Raw genomic sequence first — 15558 nt, 5'->3', positions numbered from 1 at the left:
CGATTCGGGCCAGGCGGCCGGACCTGCGGTTACTTCCGAGTCGCAAACCGGGTCGACTACTGTCGGTGGGACACGGCCGCGGCATGTGACGCAGGGAACATCTGGCCGGTTCCCTCTATCCGGAACCCACTACCGGTGGGTAACGTCCGGTCGGTCCACATGGTGGCGATGGCGCCCAGAGGAGCAGCAGTCTTGCGCGAGTTCAGCCTTCCGGCCCTGTACGAGGTCCCGTCGGACGGGAACCTGACGGATCTCATCCGCCGCAATGCCGCGCAGCATCCCGACACCGCCGTCATGGCCCGCAAGGTCGGCGGCGCGTGGCAGGACGTCACCGCGACGCAGTTCCTCGCCGAGGTCCGCACCGCGGCGAAGGGCCTGATCGCGGCCGGCATCAAGCCCGGCGACCGGGTCGCCCTGATCTCCCGCACCCGCTACGAGTGGGTACTGATCGACTTCGCGATCTGGAGCGCGGGCGCCGTCACGGTCCCCGTGTACGAGACCAGCTCCCCCGAGCAGATCCAGTGGATCCTCGGCGACTCCGGCGCCGTCGCCGTCGTCGTGGAGTCCCCCGGGCACGCCGCGGCCGTGGCCGCCCTGCGCGACCGGCTGCCGGAGCTGCGCGAGGTCTGGGAGATCGAGCAGGGCGCCCTGGAGGCGCTGAAGGCGGCCGGCGCCGAGGTCTCCGACGCCGAGGTCGACGAGCGCAGCGCGCTCGCGGGCGCCGACGACCCGGCCACCATCGTCTACACCTCCGGCACCACCGGCCGCCCCAAGGGCTGCGTGCTGACCCACCGCAGCTTCTTCGCCGAGTGCGGGAACATCGTGGCCCGGCTGCGTCCGCTCTTCCGGACCGGCGAGTGCTCCGTGCTGCTCTTCCTGCCGGCCGCGCACGTGTTCGGCCGCCTGGTGGAGGTGGCGGCCGTGCTGGCGCCGATCCGGCTGGGCTGCGTACCGGACATCAAGAACCTCACCGACGAGCTGCAGTCCTTCCGGCCCACGCTGATCCTCGGTGTGCCGCGCGTCTTCGAGAAGGTCTACAACTCGGCCCGCGCGAAGGCCCAGGCCGACGGCAAGGGCAAGATCTTCGACGCGGCGGCCGAGACGGCGATCGCGTACAGCCGTGCGCTGGACCTGCCGGGCGGGCCCTCCCTGAGGCTCAAGCTGAAGCACAAGGTCTTCTCGAAGCTGGTCTACAGCAAGCTGCACACGGTCCTCGGCGGGCGCGGCGAGTACGCGATCTCCGGCGGCGCCCCGCTGGGCGAGCGGCTCGGCCACTTCTTCCGCGGCATCGGCTTCACGGTGCTGGAGGGCTACGGCCTGACCGAGTCCTGCGCCGCCACGGCCTTCAACCCGTGGGACAAGACGAAGATCGGTACGGTCGGCCAGCCGCTCCCGGGCTCCGTGGTGCGCATCGCCGACGACGGCGAGGTGCTGCTGCACGGCGAGCACATCTTCAAGGAGTACTGGAACAACCCGACGGCCACCGCCGACGCGCTGACCGACGGCTGGTTCCACACCGGCGACGTCGGCACGCTCGACGAGGACGGCTACCTGGCGATCACCGGGCGCAAGAAGGAACTCATCGTCACGGCGGGCGGCAAGAACGTGGCGCCCGCGGTGATCGAGGACCGGATCCGGGCGCACGCGCTGGTCGCGGAGTGCATGGTGGTCGGCGACGCGCGGCCGTTCGTGGCCGCGCTGGTCACCATCGACGAGGAGTTCCTGAGCCGGTGGGCCGCGGAGCACGGCAAGCCGGCCGGTTCGACGGCGGCCCAGCTGCGCGAGGACGCGGATCTCGTCGCCGCCGTCCAGAAGGCCGTGGACGACGGCAACGCGGCGGTTTCCAAGGCGGAATCGGTGCGGAAATTCCGCATTCTGCCCTCCCAGTTCACGGAGGAGTCCGGGCACATCACGCCTTCGCTGAAGCTGAAGCGCAATGTGGTGGCGAAGGACTTCGCGGACGAGATCGAAGCCCTCTACCGGGGCTAACGGGGCTAGCGGGGCTGGCGGCCCGCGGCCGGAGGCCGCTGATCAGCGCGGGTCGGCGAGGACCCTCGCCATGTTCCGCTCCGCCAGCGCGGTGACGGTCACGAAGGGGTTCACGCCGAGCGATCCGGGGATCAGCGAGCTGTCGGTGACGTAGAGGCCCTGGTAGCCCTTGACGCGGCCGAAGTCGTCGGTCGCGTCCCCGAGGACGCAGCCGCCCAGCGGGTGGTAGGTGAAGTTGTCGGCGAAGTTCTTGTTGTCGCCGAAGAGGTCGTAGCGGTAGATGGTGAAGTTGGCCCGGTTGATCCGGTCGAAGAGCCGCTTGGCGGCCTGGACGGACGGGGTGTTCTGGTCCCGGGTCCACTGGAGCTTCGCCGAGTCGCTGGCGGCGTCGTAGGTGAAGTGTCCGCGCTCCGGGTTCTTGGTGATCGCCAGGTACATCGAGATCCAGTGCTCGAATCCCATCGGGAGCGGGGCGATCTCGGCGAAGACCGGGTTCGAGGCGTTGTCCCAGTCGTCGATGCCGAGGGCGGGCATGGTGGCCTGGTTGGCGCCGACCGTGTCCCACAGGTGGTTGGCGCGGGCGGTCATGACGTTGCCGTTGTGGCCCCAGCCGAGGCCCACCTTGTCGTTGAGGGCGGGCAGGGTGCCGGTCTCGCGGGCGCGCAGCAGGATCTCGGTGGTGCCGAGGCTGCCGGCGCCGAGGAAGAGCTGCTTGCAGCCCAGTTCGCGGACCTGGGTGACGCGGCCGGTGAGGTCGCTGGTCCGGACGGTCAGGACGTAGCCGCCGGCCGGGTCCTGCCGTACGCCGACCACGCGCTGCATGGTCTCGATGGTGACGTTCCCGGTGCCCAGGGCGGCGGCGAGGTAGGTCTTGTCGACGCTCTTCTTGCCGTGGTTGTTCCCGTAGATGACCTCGCCCGCGAGGGCGGACCTGGTGGCGGTCCCGGCGGCCTCGCGCTTCATGTACTCGAAGTCGTAGACGTTGGGGACGAAGGTGGTCTTCAGGCCGGTCTTCTGGGCGTGCTTGCGGGAGATCCGGGCGAAGCGGTACCACTCCGTGGACTCGAACCAGGCCGGGTCGATGTCGTTGACCCCGAGCATGGCGCGGGCCCGGGGGTAGTAGGTGCCGTACATCTCGTCGGCGTCGACCCGGGGCATGACCTCGGTGAAGTACGACCGCTTCGGCGTGGGCGCCATGCCGCCGTTGACCAGGGAGCCGCCGCCGACGCCGCGGCCCACGTACACCGACATGTCGCCGTAGTTCACGCGGTCCAGGACGCCGGGGTACGGGCTGATGTTGCGGTTGACCACGTCCAGCCAGAGGAACTGGGCGAGCGGGGCCTCGGTGCGGTTGCGGAACCACATCGAGCGCTGGTCGGGGGCGGAGGTGGCGGGGAAGACCTTCCCGTCGGCGCCCGGGGTGTCCCAGAGCCGGCCCATCTCCAGGACGACGGTCCGCACGCCGGCCTGCCCGAGGCGGAGCGCGGCGACGGCGGATCCGTAGCCGGACCCGACGACGATGGCCGGGGCGTACGTCGCGGCCGCGGGCTCGGCGGCGGCCGCGGACTGCAGGCCGATCCGGGTGAAGCCGAGGGCCGCCGCGGTCTGGAGGGCGCCGAGACCGAGAACATGACGGCGTGTCAGGTTGGGTGTCATGGCCGCATCATGAGCGGATTCCACTCAACCGGCCATAACCCGCACTGACACGCTTCTGAGTGACAGTCAGACATGGCTCGACCGTAGGCGGGCCCCGCCGCGGCCCGTGCGGTTTGATCGACTCTGCCCGCGATCGGGCCCTGGGGGGCGATAATCCCCCCTCCGTACGGAAGGGGGATCCCGGGCGTCGGGCGCGGCGCCCGCTGGCTCGCTCGCCCGCTGGCCCGCTGGCCCGCTGGCCCGCTGGCCCGCTTGCCCGCTTGCCCGCTTGCCCGCTCGCTACAGCAGCTCGCGCAGGCGCTCCGCCAGCAGGTCCCAGCGCCACTTCTCCTCGACCCAGGCACGGCCGCGCTCGCCCATGCGCGCGCGCAGGGCCGGGTCCCGGAGCAGGGCGACGACCCGCTCCGCGGTCTCGGCCGGGGCGCCGCCGGGGACCACCCAGCCCGTCTCCCCGTCCAGTACGGCGTCCGGGGCGCCGCCGGAGTCGCCTGCGATCACCGGCAGGCCCGTGGCGGAGGCCTCCAGGTAGACGATGCCGAGGCCCTCCACGTCGAGGCCGCCGCGCCGGGTCCGGCAGGGCATCGCGAAGACGTCCCCGGCCCCGTAGTGGGCGGGCAGTTCGGACCACGGGACCGCGCCCGTGAACACGACGGACTCCGCGACCCCGGTCGATCCGGCCAGGGCCCGCAGGTCGGCCTCGTAGGGGCCGCCGCCGACGATCAGCAGGACGGCGTCCGGCAGCGCCGCCAGGATCCGCGGCATCGCCTCGATCAGCGTGTCCTGGCCCTTGCGGGGGACGAGCCGCGAGACGCAGACGACCACCGGCCGGTCCGTCAGGCCCAGCCTCGCCCGCACCTCCGCGCCACCCGACTCCGGATGGAAGGTCTTCTCGTCCACCCCCGGCGGGAGCTGCGTCATGCGCGCCGCCGCGCGGTCCGTCAGGGCCGGGGCGATCCGCGAACGGGTGTACTCCCCCAGGTAGGTCAGGGTGTCCGTGCCCTCGCCGATGCGCCGCAGCAGTCGGCGCGCGACCGGGAGCTGCGCCCAGCCCGCCTCGTGCCCGTGCGTGGTCGCCACGATCCGGCGCGCGCCGGCCTTGCGCAGGGCGGGGCCCATCAGGCCCAGCGGGGCCGCGGCGCCGAACCACACCGACGAGCAGCCGTGTTCGCGCAGCAGGCCCACGGCCCGGCGGGTGACCCTGGGCGTCGGCAGCAGCATCGTCGTGCGGTCGCGCACGACCTGGAAGGGCTGCTCCGCGTCGAAGGCCGCGGTTGCCGCCCGGCCCTCCGCCGAGTGCTTCCAGGTGGAGGCGTAGACCACGACCTGGTCCGGGTCCAGGCGCAGCGCCATGTTGTGCAGGAAGGCCTGGATGCCCCCCGGCCGCGGCGGGAAGTCGTTGGTCACGATCAGCGTCTTGTCCATCGCCTGCCGACCCTACCGGAGGCCTGCGGGGCTTGGACCTGCGGAGCGGGGCCCTGCGGGACGGGCCGGACCGGCGGAGCCGGGGCTGAGCCCCAGGGCTCCTGGGGCTCAGCCCCAGACCCCGCGCCTCAAACGCCGGCGAGGCTGGATTTGGCCGGCGTCAGCCCACACGTGCGGGTCAGCGGGCGCTGGGTTTGCGGGACCACGGCGTTCACGTGCAGAGCAAACGCGCCAGAATCCAGCCCCGCCGGCGTTTGAGGCGCGGGGGTCCGGGGGCTGGCCCCCGGCAACGGCGGCGCGCGTAGGGCCCGGTCAGCGGAACTCGCGCCGTAGGTCCTGCTGCCAGGCCCGGGTCAGCCCGGCGGGGTCCGTGCCGAGGCTCTCCTGCAGCGCCGCGGGCAGGGACTCGCGCCCGGCAGTCTCGTACAGCGAGACCAGTGCCGCGTCCCCCCAGCGGCGGGCGACGAGCCGGCAGGCCAGCCAGGAGCCCTCGTAGGCCCGCGCCAGTGCGTCCGCGTCCCCGCCGAAGGCGAAGGCCCCGGCCGCGGGGAGCTCCCCCGGCAGGTCGCCCCGCCGCACCGCGCGGGCGAGGGACGGCGCGGCTTCGGCCGGGGTGCGGCCGCTGTCGCGGTAGGCGGCCCAGTCGGCGAAGCCCTCGGAGAGCCAGAGCGGGGTCCGGGCGGTGGTCGCCGCCCGGGTGGCCACGTGGGTGGTCTCGTGGGTCAGGATCACCTGGCGGCCCTCCGCCGTGAGCTGCCCGTACCCCTCCGGGTTCACCACGACCCGGTCTGCGGGGGCGGGGCCCGCCCCGGTCCGCCCGGTGGTGACGGCGCCCAGGCCCCGGTACTCGTCCGCGGGCCGCCCCAGCAGCGCCGCCATCGCGTCGAGCGAGCCGGGCACCAGCACCACCACCCGGCCCGGCCAGGGCCGCGGCCAGGCCGCGCTCGCCGCGGGCACGGCCTTGTCGGCCTCGGCGGCGATCTCGGAGAGGGAGCCGGAGCTCTGGCCGGCGCCGCCGAGCACCAGGGCGTGCGCCCCGCGCTCCACGGACACCGGGCCCTGGTCCCACAGCTGAGGCAGGGCTCCCGGGGCGGGGCGGTCGGCGGTCACCGCCCAGGCGCCGCCGTCGCGGGTGAGCTCCACCTCCCGGGCGGAGCCGGCCGGGGCGGCGTCGTAGCCGGTGAGCCGGTAGCGCAGCTCGGCGCGCGCGAAGGCCCGTACGCCTTCCATTCGGACCGCGGAGACCTCGTACGACCATCCCTCCAGCGGGATCGCCGCGAGGGCCGCGGGCGGGGCCGCCGACCAGTCGGCGACGGCCCGCCGGACCTCCCGTTCGGCGGGATCCGCAGAACGGACCCCGGAACCGGAGCCGGAGCCGGAGGGAGAACCCGAGCCGCATCCGGCGAGAGGCACCCAGAGCAGCAGCAGGCAGAGCAGCACCAGCGGCAGTGCGCGCGGGCGCCGGCGCAGGCGAGGGGTACGGCCCAGGACCGGGAGCATCACCCGATCGTACGCAGCGCGGCCCAGGGCAGTGGCGACAGACCTAGGGCCGGGTCACCGAGGACACCGGCATCATCCCGACCGGGTCGTACCGCACGCGCGCCCCCGGGTACGGGGCGTGCACCACCTGGCCGTTGCCGACGTACATGCCGACGTGGCTGGCGTCCGAGCGGTACGTCACCAGGTCCCCCGGGCGCGCCTCCGACAGCGGCACCCGCCGCCCCGCCTGCCGCTGGGCCTGCGAGGTGCGCGGCAGGGCGACGCCCGCCTGCCGGTACGACCACACCATCAGTCCGGAGCAGTCGAAGCCGGAGGGGCCGGTGGAACCCCATACGTAGGGCCGCCCGACGGCGGACCGGGCCGCCATCACGGCGGTCATGGCGCGGCCGGAGGAGGGCCCGGAGGCCGCGGGGTCGGGGAGCTCGGGCAGGGCGTCGGGGCGGCCGCCGGAGCGCGAGGCCCGGTCGAAGTCGGCGCGCTCCTGCGTGGGCATCGCGTTCAGCAGCCGGCGGGCGGCGGCGAGCTTGGCGGTGACGGCGCGCTTCTCCTTCGCCACGTCGGCGCGCAGGGCGTCGAGTTCGGAGAGCTTGCGGGAGGCCTCCTGGCGTTCCTGGCCGAGGCGGCGCTGCTCGGAGTGCAGTTCGTCGAGCTGACGGGCCTGGCGGCCGGACAGCCGGTCGAGGGCGGCGGCCTTGGCGAGGTAGTCGTCCGGGTCGTCGGAGAGCATCAGCTCGACGGCGGGGTCGATGCCGCCGGCCCGGTACTGGGCTCCGGCGTAGGCGCCGAGTACCCCGCGCATGGTGTTGATGCGGTCCTGCCCGCGGGCCACCGCGTCCTGGACCCGGTCGACTTCGGCGCGGAGCCGGCCGGCGCGCTCGCCCGCCTGGTTGAAGCGCTCGGTGGCCTGTTCGGCCTCTTCGAAGAGCCGGTCGACCTGGGCGCGGGAGCCCGCGGCGGGCTCCTGCGGGAGGCCCGGGGCCGCACCGGCGGGTGCGCCCGACATGAGAGCCGCCGCTCCCGCCGCGGCGGCGGTGAGGACGGTGACCTTGGTGTTCCGGTCGAGGGCGCTGGGCCCGGACCGGCGATGGGACGCCACGTGAAACCGCTCCCTCCTGCTGAGCGGGACCCGGGTCCGCCCTCCGTGGGCGGCCGTGTGCCGGGGGTCCGCGCTGGCAGACAGTAGCCGCGCGGGAGGGCACCGGCCAACGACCTCCGGTGGGCACGCACAGTGACGCCCCGTCGGAGACGCAGGTCACCGGCGGGGCGTGTGGTCAGAGCGGGGCCTCGGAATTCGCCCGGATGGGCGGTGTACGGCGCGTCCGGTCGGGTCCTGGGCGGAGGGGGCGTCAGCCGACGCGCACGCCGAACTGGAACGGCATGTTGTCGATCGATTCGTACTTGACGCCGCTGCGCGGGTTCGAGGCGTGCAGCACCGTGTTGCCGCCCGCGTACAGGCCGACGTGGTGCAGGTCGCCGTAGAAGAACACCAGGTCGCCCGGCTGGAGCTGGCTCTTGCCGATCCGGGTGCCGTCGTTGATCTGCGTGAACGTGGTGCGCGATATCGACACGTTGGCCTGCTTGTACGCCCACTGGGTCAGGCCCGAGCAGTCGAACGAGTTGGGCCCTTCGTGCCCGGATATGTACGCGCTGCCGATCTTGGTCTTGGCGGCCGCGAGGGCGGCGCCGGCCCGGCCGGAGGGCTTCGCGTTGCCGAGGTCGGGGACGCGCTGGCCGGCGCCGCGGCTGGCGCGGGAGTCGTCGTCCTTGATCTGCTGCCGCTCCTGGGCGGTCAGGGTGTTGAGGAGGGCCTGGGCGGCGGCGAGCTTGTCCGAGGAGGCCTTCTTCTTCTCGCCGAGCTCCTTGCGGGTGGCCTCGAGGTCGGTGAGCTTGCCCGCGGCCTCCTGGCGCTGCTGCGCGAGGGTGCGCTGCTTGGCCTGGATCTTCTGGACCGCTTCGACCTGCTGACCGCTCAGCTGCTCCAGGGTGGAGGCCTTGTCGAGGTAGTTGTCCGGGTCCGCCGAGAGGAAGAGCGCGAGGGACTGGTCGATGCCACCGCTGCGGTACTGGGCGCTGGCCATCGAACCGAGCGTGCCGCGCAGCGCGTTGAGGTCCGCCTGGCCGCGGGCGACCTGGTCCTGGAGCTGCCCGATCTCGGTCTCGAGCTTGTCCTGGCGCTCCTGGGCCCCGTTGAACTTCTCGGTGGCCTGCTCCGCCTCCTCGTAGAGGGCGTCGACCTTCGCCTTGACCTCGTCCTTGTTCGGCTTGGCGGGGGCGGCGTGAGCGGCCTGCCCCGAGAGGACCACGGCGGCCGCCGCGGTGACGCCGAGCACGGTCGTGCGCATGCGGGTCGGCTGCTTGGGTCGACGGTGGGACGCCACGAAGGCGATCTCCTTCTTCCTAGAGCCGCCGAAGGACGCAATCCGTCCTAGAGACTCAGCGACACCTTCGCCATCACCCCGAATGAGTGAACTACCGCACGAAGGTTTGACTGACCCTAGTGACCCTTCTGTGATCAGTTCAAATCCTGTCGGCAAAAAACTCGCTGTCCGACCAGGTTCTTTACCTACAGCGCACGCTCTGTGCCGATGACTTGACGGTACGTTCCTGCGAGGCCCTGCCAATTCCGGCATTGGGCCCAGCAGTTACGAAACGCGCGAAAGCCGCTTCAGCAACAAGGCGGACGCCACCGGCCGCGCCCCTGCCTTGGCCACCCCGTCGGCGACCTCGCGGTCGGTGGAGACCACCACCACCGGACGGCCCGCCGGTTCGGCGCGCACCAGCTGGCGGATCAGCTCGTCCGCCGTCACCCCGGCCTTGGAGAACAGCACCCGCACCCCGCGCGGCGGCGCGAGCAGCACGGGGGCCGCCAGCTCCGCCCCGTCGAAGACACAGGTCATCTCGGCGCCCGTCTGCGCGGCGAGCATCGACAGCCCGCCCAGCAGCCGCAGGCGCTGCTTCTCCAGCGGCATCGTCGGGTAGCCGGTCTTGGTGACGTTGTAGCCGTCGACCACCAGATGGGCCTGCGGCAGCGCCAGAAGCTGGTCCAGCAGCGCCGGGTCGGTCTCCGACAGGGCGCGCGCGGCGATGTCCTTCGGGGTCATCCGGCCCGGCTCCACCGCCTCCACCGTGTCGGCGGGCCGTGTGGAGACCGGCGGCAGCGCGAGCTCCCGGCGCAGTCCCGCGGCCGCGTCCAGCACGGTGTCCAGCAGCAGCCGCAGCCGCATGTCCTCGATGCTGCGCCCCTCGCGGGTGGCCCGGCGCGAGGTCTCCAGCGCCGATTCCACCTCCGCGAGGCGGGACTTGAGCCGCCGGGTCTCGCTCTCCGCGGTGGTCACCTGGGCGGCCGCCTCGGCGCGGATGCCGTCGACCTCCGCGTTGATCTTGCGCAGGGCCGCGTCGCCGCGCTTGACGTCACTGAGGGCGCTGCGCAGCTTGCGCTGAAGCGATTCCGCTTCCTTGCGCGCCGCTTCCAGCTCGGCCCGCACCTGGTCGACGCCGGTGCGCTGCAGTTCCCGTACGTGGGCCAGCTCCTCGCGGAGCCGCTCCATCTCGCGGCGGGCCTCCTCGTCGACCCGCTCGGCGTCGGCGCGCTGCGCCTCCTCGCCGGCGGCGGCGACCAGCTTGACCCAGCCGGCCGGCCGCAGCACGTACGCGGCGGCCGCCACGTCCAGCGGATCGGCGGCAGCGGGCGGCGCACCCGACTCCAGCGCGGAGGCCAGGTCGGCCTGCGCCTCGCGGAGCTTCTCGGCGACCCGGCCCCGGAAGACGGGGTCGCTCTCCACGGCCGTGGCCATGGCGTTGCCCGCGAACTTGGCGCGCCGGGTCGGGGTGAAACGGGCGTACTGGCGCAATTGCGCCGGGAGGTCCGCGACCGTCAGCCCGCCGAAGGCGTCGGAGACGAGTGCGACGACCCGGCGCCGCACGCCTTCCGGCAGCGGGCGGTCGAGGACCTCCGCGGCGTCGCCGGCCGCGTCGGCCGGCTCAGCGCCGCTTGCTGGCTCCACAATCCGTCACCCCTACCGTCATTCACCTGTGGGCGGGGCTCCGTCAGGAGTCCGCGCCCGGCCTGTCGACGAGCTCGATCTGGTCCACCGCGTTGCACCAGCGACAGCGGACCGACTCGATGGTCTCATTGACCACCTCGCGCTCCTCGACCTTGGGCTCCCCGGCGAGGTCCAGGTGGACGTACTCCACGACCTTCGACGAACGGGTGACGTCGAAGCGCGTGAGGTTGCCGCACAGGGTGCAGCGCCACCGGGTGGTGTCGGTCGGCAGGGGAACCGTCATCAGGCCGCTCTCTCCTTCTATCGCTCACATGGCGCAAGCACCGCACCCTCCCGTGTCGTCGCGGATGGCGCGCGCGTGCGTGCGTAGCTCGTAACCCTACGGCCTGCCGCACCCGCCGGTGGGCCCGGCTGGGTCATGCTCGGTCGCATGATCGTAAGGTGGCAGGCCGTACGCGAGGCCGCCCGGGGCCCGGTGGTCACCCATGCGCTGATCGCCGGCTGCTGCGTGGTGTTCGTGATGAGCCCGGCGTCGGGGCTGAACCCGGTCTACGGGACGGGCGATCAGCTCCTGGCCACGGGCACGGCGTACTTCCGGCGCTGGGGCGTGGTCCCCGACGTGCTCTTCACCGGCTCGGGCCGGGCGGCGCTGACCCCCCTCACGGCCCTGTTCGTCCACGGGAGCTGGCTGCACCTGCTGGGCAACATGCTCTTCCTCTACGTCTTCGGGGCGATGACGGAGCGGCGCATGGGCCGGGCCGGGTTCCTCTGCTTCTACGTCTGTACGGGCTACCTGGCCCTGGCGGCGTACGCGGCGGCCTACGCCTCCTCGGACCAGACGCTGGTCGGGGCCTCCGGGGCGATCTCCGCGGTCCTGGGCGCCTTCCTGTACCTCTTCCCCAAGGCGCGGGTGACGAGCCTGTTCCCGTTCCTCTTCTTCCTGCCGCTGCGCTTCCCCGCGTGGATCGTGCTGATGTTCTGGTTCGGCCTGCAGTGGCTGGCGGCACACCGGGCGGCGAGCGGACCCGGAGTCGCCTATCTGGCCCACGTGGTGGGCTTCTCGGTGGGCTTCCTCTACGCGTGGGCCCGCTACCGGGGTGGGACTAGAGTGGGTCGACCAGTGACTGCCGTCGAGGGAGACAGCCAACCGTGATCACCGCACTCGTGCTCATCAAGACCAGCGTGGACCGGATCCCCGAGATCGCCGAGGCCATCGCCGCGCTGGACAGCGTCAGCGAGGTCTACTCGGTCACGGGCACCTACGACCTCATCGCGCTGGTCCGGGTGTCCCGCCACGAGGACCTGGCCGACATCATCCCCGGCCGCATCAGCAAGATCCCGGGCGTCGAGGCGACGGACACCCACGTGGCGTTCCGCACGTACTCCCAGCACGACCTGGAAGCGGCCTTCGCGATCGGCCTCGACGCGTAGGGCCTGGCCGGCCGGGGAACGTCAGCAGGGCTCGGGCCCCCGTCCCGGGCCTCAGCCGGCACCGAGCCCGGGCAGGCTCTCCCCGGCCCCGGCCGGGCGGCCCTCCTGGAGCCGGAAGAGGTACCCGCGCAGGTAGTCCGCGAGTCCCCGTCGATGTGGGCCACGTAGTCGCGGGCACCGGTGGCGGCCTCCCGCTCGTCGGCCCGCGCCGACACCGACCACTTCCGGTCCAGGGCCCCGGCCCATGCACGGACGCGGCCGCGTTCGCTCCACCACTGACGGACCAGCTCCGGCGTCCAGCGCACGTCGCCGTCGCACTGGTAGCCCGCTGCGCCAGTCGCGCTGCGCCCACGCGTCGGGCCATCCGCCCCAGGGCGGGCTGTACGCCGGCACCCAACTCGCGTTGCCCGGCAGCGGCTCACCGGTGACGCAGGACCGCACGGTCGGGATCGGGTCCCAGTACGGCATGCCCCGCAGCCTGTCAGACGGCCGGGACGCAGCGGCCCTCTTCGGTGCGGTACTGCCACTTGGCGCCGTCCGCGACGAGCTCCTTGACCGCGCGGACGAAGCGCTCCACGTGCTCGTCGGGGGTGCCGGCGCCGAAGCTGACGCGGATCGCGTTCAGGGACCGCTCCCCCGGGGCCGCCTCCGGGGCTCCGCACTCGCCCTGGGCCTGCGGCTCACTGCCGAGCAGGGTGCGGACCAGCGGGTGGGCGCAGAACAGGCCGTCGCGGACGCCGATGCCGTACTCGGCGGAGAGCGCGGCCGCGAAGTGCGAGCTGTTCCAGCCGTCGACGACGAAGGAGATGACGCCGACGCGGGGGGCGTCGTCGCCGAAGAGGGACAGGACGCGGACCGCCGGGACCTCGGCGAGGCCCTCGCGGACCTTGGTGATCAGGCGCTGCTCGCGGGCGACGAGGGTCTCGAAGCCGGCTTCCTTCAGCGCCTTGCAGGCGGAGGCGATGGAGTAGACGCCGATGACGTTCGGGGAGCCGGCCTCGTGACGGGCGGCGGTGGTGTGCCACTCGACGTCCACGCCGCCGTCCTCACGGCGGGCCACCTTGCGGGAGGCACCGCCGCCCGCGAGGTACGGGTCCGCCTCCTGGAGCCAGTCCGCGCGGCCGGCGAGCACGCCCGAGCCGAAGGGCGCGTAGAGCTTGTGTCCGGAGAAGGCGACCCAGTCCACGTCGAGGTCCTGGACCGAGACGGGGTGGTGCGGGGCCAGCTGGGCGGCGTCCAGGACGATGCGGGCGCCGTGGGCGTGCGCGGCGGCGGCGAGTTCCCTGACCGGCCACAGCTCGCCGGTGACGTTGGAGGCGCCGGTGACGCAGACCAGGGCGGGGCCGTACCCCTCTTGAATGGACACAGTGCGGTCGGCCAGCGCGCGCTCCAGGGTGGCGACGGCCTCGTCCGGGGTGCGGGGGGCGTTGAGGTAGGTGACCTGGGCGTTCGTCCACGGGAGCAGCGAGGCGTGGTGCTCGGTCTCGAAGACGAAGACCTGGCAGCCGGCCGGGAGCACGGCGGCGAGCAGGTTGAGGGAGTCGGTGGTGGACCGGGTGAAGATCACCTGGTCGGAGGGGCGGCAGTCGAGGAACTCGGCGACCGTGACCCGGCTCTGCTCGAACAGGTCGGTGGAGAGCTGCGAGAGGTACCCGGCGCCGCGGTGGACGCTGCCGTAGTACGGGGCGTACGCGGCGACGTCGTCCCAGACCCGCTGCAGCGCGGGGGCGCTGGCCGCGTAGTCGAGGGCGGCGTAGGTGACCTCGCCGCCGGTGACGAGCGGCACGGTGACCTCACGGCCGAGGACCGCCAGCGGCTCGGCACAGGCGGGGTCGACGGCGGAGGCGGTGACGGCAGGGGCGCCGGAGTTGAAGGACGCGGACAGGGTTGCGGACATGGCGGTATCTCCCGGCAGGCAGGTGTGAATGGCTTCGGTGTGCCCGTACGCGGATACGGCGCTGCGGCCGTTCGGGGTACGGGAGTGCCCCGGAACGCGGATCGGCCGCCGCACGCAGATGTGCTGCCGCAGGTGTGCTGCGGGTACGCGGAAGTGACCCTGTTCCGAGGGGTGAAGAAGGGGCGGAGTCGCCCTATCGCATTCGCTTGCTCACGGAAAACGCTCCTCGAGAGACCAGGACCCCTGGCGTTCGAGGGATCCGCGCTTGCCGTAGACCTCACTGCCTACGACCTGGTCATCACCCGGGGCACCCCGCCACGGAAGGAGGGTTGCCGGACAGCAAGCCGGGGCCTAAACGCTGTCACTCGTGACCTGAGGAGCATCCTGCCACACGATCTTCCGAACGCAAGACCCCGGTCCACATGGCGGACCGGGGTCAGTGCTGGATCTTGGCCGGATCCCGTCGAAACGGGGACGGGGACGGCTACGCGTTGCTCGCCGCCACCCAGCGGGCCAGCGCCTGACGGGCCGCGCCCGAGTCCACCGACTCCGCCGCCCGGACGACACCGGCGGCGAGCTGCTCCTCCAGGGTGCCCGTACCGGGGTCCAGCGCGACCAGGGCCGCCGCCGAGTTCAGGAGCACCGCGTCGCGGACCGGGCCGGTCTCGCCGGCCAGCAGGCGGCGGGCTACGTCCGCGTTGAACGAGGCGTCCGCGCCGGCCAGGGCGGAGACCTCCACCAGCGGGATGCCGATGTCGCGCGGGTCGAAGCCCTGCTCCCGGACCTCGCCGTCGCGGACCCACCAGACCCGGGAGGTCGCCGTGGTGGTGAGCTCGTCGAGCCCGTCGTCACCGCGGAAGACCAGGGCCGAGGAGCCCCGCTCCGCCAGGACGCCCGCGACGATCGGAGCCACCCGCGCGTCGGCCACACCGGTGGCCTGCGCCCGGACCCGTGCCGGGTTGGTCAGCGGGCCGAGGAAGTTGAAGGTGGTCCGGATGCCGAGCTCCCGGCGGGCGGCCGCCACGTGCCGCAGCGCGGGGTGGAACTTGACCGCGAAACAGAAGGTGATCCCGGCTTCCTCGGCCACCTCCACCACCCGCGCGGGGGTGAGGTCGAGGTTGACGCCCAGCTTCTCCAGGACGTCCGAGGAGCCGCTCGCGGAGGACGCGGCCCGGTTGCCGTGCTTGACCACCTTGGCACCCGTACCGGCCACCACGATGGCCGACATCGTGGAGATGTTGACCGTCTTGGCCCCGTCGCCGCCGGTGCCGACGATGTCCACCGTCCGGCCCGGCACCTCGATCAGGTTGGCGTGTTCGTACATGGCGCGGACCAGGCCGTTGATCTCGGAGACCGTCTCCCCCTTGGCCCGCAGCGCGACCGCGAAGCCGGCGATCTGGGCGTCGGTGGCCTCCCCGCGCATGATCCGGTCCATGGCCCAGGCCGTGTCGTCGGCGCCGAGGTCACGGCCGGTCAGCAGGGCCTCCAGAACGCCCGGCCAGCTGCGGGCCGCCGCGCTGTCGCCGCCTGCCGGGGTCACCAGGTTCATGGTCCGCTCCTGCTGCTCATCGAGGATTCCACGTCGAATGCGAAGGGCTTCAGCCTATCCAGCCCCGGGGACGGCAAAGAGCCCCGTCCAGACACTGGACGGGGCTCTCG

General features: G+C 72.8%; 12 protein-coding genes and 1 riboswitch. Of the genes, 3 read left to right on the top strand and 9 right to left on the bottom strand.

The features are described from left to right. The first annotated feature begins 192 nt into the window (after window positions 1-192). The gene (locus tag MTF69_RS02085; RefSeq protein WP_243330060.1) at window positions 193-1989 is read left to right on the top strand and encodes a long-chain fatty acid--CoA ligase; all 1797 of its coding nucleotides are present in this window, start codon (window positions 193-195) and stop codon (window positions 1987-1989) included. 42 nt (window positions 1990-2031) lie between these two features. Here MTF69_RS02085 and MTF69_RS02080 read toward each other — a convergent pair whose 3' ends face one another. From MTF69_RS02080 to MTF69_RS02050, 7 genes are all read right to left on the bottom strand, one after another. Beyond that, window positions 2032-3645 (bottom strand): GMC oxidoreductase, encoded by a 1614-nt coding sequence (locus MTF69_RS02080; protein WP_243330059.1) that lies wholly within the window; start codon window positions 3643-3645, stop codon window positions 2032-2034. Between the two features lie 279 nt (window positions 3646-3924). Then, entirely contained in the window at window positions 3925-5067 is a 1143-nt protein-coding gene (locus MTF69_RS02075; RefSeq protein ID WP_243330057.1) for a glycosyltransferase family 4 protein, read from the bottom strand. A 312-nt stretch (window positions 5068-5379) separates the two neighbouring features. Continuing rightward, entirely contained in the window at window positions 5380-6567 is a 1188-nt protein-coding gene (locus MTF69_RS02070) for a hypothetical protein (RefSeq protein WP_243330056.1), read from the bottom strand. 43 nt (window positions 6568-6610) lie between these two features. Further along, the gene (locus MTF69_RS02065; RefSeq protein WP_243330048.1) at window positions 6611-7663 is read right to left on the bottom strand and encodes a C40 family peptidase; all 1053 of its coding nucleotides are present in this window, start codon (window positions 7661-7663) and stop codon (window positions 6611-6613) included. Between the two features lie 250 nt (window positions 7664-7913). Then, complete coding sequence (locus tag MTF69_RS02060) at window positions 7914-8945, bottom strand: C40 family peptidase (RefSeq protein WP_243330046.1); 1032 nt, start codon at window positions 8943-8945, stop codon at window positions 7914-7916. 264 nt (window positions 8946-9209) lie between these two features. Then, on the bottom strand, window positions 9210-10574 hold the full coding sequence (locus MTF69_RS02055; RefSeq protein WP_243330445.1) for an NYN domain-containing protein: 1365 nt from the start codon (window positions 10572-10574) through the stop codon (window positions 9210-9212). 40 nt (window positions 10575-10614) lie between these two features. After that, window positions 10615-10854: a hypothetical protein gene (locus MTF69_RS02050; RefSeq protein ID WP_008738811.1), complete on the bottom strand. Its 240-nt coding sequence runs from the start codon at window positions 10852-10854 to the stop codon at window positions 10615-10617. A 135-nt stretch (window positions 10855-10989) separates the two neighbouring features. On the opposite strand from MTF69_RS02050, the gene MTF69_RS02045 reads away from it, so the two are divergent. Together MTF69_RS02045 and MTF69_RS02040 are read left to right on the top strand one after the other, a co-directional pair. Next, the gene (locus MTF69_RS02045; protein WP_243330044.1) at window positions 10990-11724 is read left to right on the top strand and encodes a rhomboid family intramembrane serine protease; all 735 of its coding nucleotides are present in this window, start codon (window positions 10990-10992) and stop codon (window positions 11722-11724) included. Then, window positions 11721-12002 carry an Lrp/AsnC family transcriptional regulator gene (locus tag MTF69_RS02040; RefSeq protein WP_243330042.1) on the top strand — a complete coding sequence of 94 codons (282 nt, stop codon included), beginning with the start codon at window positions 11721-11723 and terminating at the stop codon, window positions 12000-12002. The genes MTF69_RS02045 and MTF69_RS02040 overlap by 4 nt, the downstream gene beginning before the upstream one ends. Window positions 12003-12483: 481 nt before the next feature. Here the strand turns inward: MTF69_RS02040 and MTF69_RS02035 are convergent, their stop codons facing one another. Together MTF69_RS02035 and trpD are read right to left on the bottom strand one after the other, a co-directional pair. Further along, a complete protein-coding gene (locus tag MTF69_RS02035; protein ID WP_243330040.1) occupies window positions 12484-13899 on the bottom strand; it encodes an aminotransferase class V-fold PLP-dependent enzyme in 1416 nt (471 codons plus the stop codon). Window positions 13900-14155: 256 nt separating this feature from the next. Next, a riboswitch (SAM riboswitch) is annotated at window positions 14156-14272 on the bottom strand. Between the two features lie 111 nt (window positions 14273-14383). After that, entirely contained in the window at window positions 14384-15448 is a 1065-nt protein-coding gene (gene trpD, locus MTF69_RS02030) for an anthranilate phosphoribosyltransferase (RefSeq protein WP_243330038.1), read from the bottom strand. Window positions 15449-15558 lie beyond the last annotated feature (110 nt).

This window comes from Streptomyces sp. AP-93 (assembly GCF_022808175.1).
Lineage (GTDB): Bacteria > Actinomycetota > Actinomycetes > Streptomycetales > Streptomycetaceae > Streptomyces.
This window is presented reverse-complemented; position numbering and strand designations above follow the sequence as displayed.